Genomic DNA, 2,222 nt, shown 5'->3' on the forward strand with positions numbered 1-2,222 from the left:
CGGAGCCGAAGGGAAACCAAGTCTTAAGAGGGCGTGAAGTCAGTAAGAGTAGACCCGAAACCGGGTGATCTACCCATGTCCAGGCTGAAGCTGCCGTAAGAGGTAGTGGAGGGCCGAACGCACATCCGTTGAAAAGGGTGGCGATGAGGTGTGGGTAGGGGAGAAATTCCAATCGAACCCGGAGATAGCTGGTTCTCCTCGAAATAGCTTTAGGGCTAGCCTCGATGGAGTCTTACGGAGGTAGAGCACTGAATTTCTAAGGGGGCGTCAAAGCTTACCAAGGGATATCAAACTCCGAATGCCGTAAAGATGCTCATCGGGAGTCAGACTGCACGAGATAAGTTGGGCAGTCAAAAGGGAAAGAGCCCAGACCTGCTGCTAAGGTCCCAAAGTACGTGTTAAGTGGAAAAGGATGTGGGATTTCGAAGACAACTAGGATGTTGGCTCAGAAGCAGCCACACATTCAAAGAGTGCGTAATAGCTCACTAGTCGAGAGGTCCTGCGCCGAAAATGTCCGGGGCTGAAACACGACACCGAAGCACAGGATACCGTATGGTATGGTAGAGGAGCATTGCTGGCGCGATGAAGCAGTACCGGAAGGAGCTGTGGAGTGCCAGGAAGAGAGAATGCCGGAATGAGTAGCGAGAGAGAGGTGGGAATCCTCTCGGCCGAATATCCAAGGTTTCCAGGGTAAAGCTGATCTGCCCTGGGTAAGTCGGGGCCTAAGGAGAGGCAGAAATGCGTATCCGATGGACAGCAGGTTGAGATTCCTGCACTATCTTAAAACAGAACTGTGGGGACATTTGTGGAGAGCACAGGCGCGGAACGGAAAGCCGCGTGCAAGCGAAGGAGGAGTCACATAGGAAAAACCGTGTGGCAATCCAAAGGCGTGATGCGGACCGAACTAAAGTAGGGAAGTGTGTGAGCCATGAATCAAGAAAAGCCGCTATTGTTTTTAAGATACCCGTACCGTAAACCGACACAGGTGGATGAGGAGAGAATCCTAAGGCCGGCGGAAGAAGCATTGTTAAGGAACTCGGCAAAATGACCCCGTAACTTCGGGAGAAGGGGTGCCAACGAGAGTTGGCCGCAGAGAATAGGCTCAAGCAACTGTTTAGCAAAAACACAGGTCTATGCAAAACCGTAAGGTGAGGTATATGGGCTGACGCCTGCCCGGTGCTGGAAGGTTAAGAGGAGAGGTTAGCGCAAGCGAAGCTTTGAATTTAAGCCCCAGTAAACGGCGGCCGTAACTATAACGGTCCTAAGGTAGCGAAATTCCTTGTCGGGTAAGTTCCGACCCGCACGAAAGGCGTAATGATTTGAGCGCTGTCTCGACAATGCATCCGGTGAAATTGAAGTACCAGTGAAGATGCTGGTTACCCGCGCCAGGACGGAAAGACCCCATGGAGCTTTACTCCAGTTTGGTACTGGGGTCCGGCAGTGCATGTACAGGATAGGTGGGAGGCTGTGAACCTGGAACGCCAGTTTCAGGGGAGCCATTGTTGGGATACCACCCTTGTGCTGCTGGGCTTCTAACCAGCGGCCTTTATCAGGCCGGGGGACAATGCCAGACGGGGAGTTTGACTGGGGCGGTCGCCTCCGAAAGGGTATCGGAGGCGCTCAAAGGTTCCCTCAGAATGGTCGGAAACCATTCGAAGAGTGCAAAGGCAGAAGGGAGCTTGACTGCGACACCGACGGGTGGAGCAGGTACGAAAGTAGGACTTAGTGATCCGGTGGTATTAAGTGGGAATGCCATCGCTCAACGGATAAAAGCTACCCTGGGGATAACAGGCTTATCACTCCCAAGAGTTCACATCGACGGAGTGGTTTGGCACCTCGATGTCGGCTCATCGCATCCTGGGGCTGTAGTAGGTCCCAAGGGTTGGGCTGTTCGCCCATTAAAGCGGTACGCGAGCTGGGTTCAGAACGTCGTGAGACAGTTCGGTCCCTATCCGGCGTGGGCGTAGGATATTTGAGAGGAGCTGTCCTTAGTACGAGAGGACCGGGATGGACTGACCTCTGGTGTACCGGTTGAACCGCCAGGTTCACGGCCGGGTAGCCAAGTCGGGAAGGGATAAACGCTGAAGGCATCTAAGCGTGAAGCCCCCCTCAAGATGAGATATCCCATTCGAAAGAAGTAAGACCCCTTGAAGACGACGAGGTAGATAGGGCAGAGGTGGAAGTGCCGTAAGGCATGGAGCTGACTGTTACTAATCGGTCGA

Annotated in this window: 1 rRNA gene (cut by a window edge); it reads left to right on the plus strand. The window is 53.5% G+C overall.

The features are described from left to right. Positions 1-2,222, plus strand: a 23S ribosomal RNA gene (locus tag DWY63_RS17805) (its annotated part extends 704 nt beyond the left edge of the window); the annotation flags it as partial.

This window comes from Blautia sp. AF26-2, assembly GCF_003460955.1.
Taxonomy (GTDB): Bacteria; Bacillota; Clostridia; order Lachnospirales; family Lachnospiraceae; genus Fusicatenibacter; species Fusicatenibacter saccharivorans.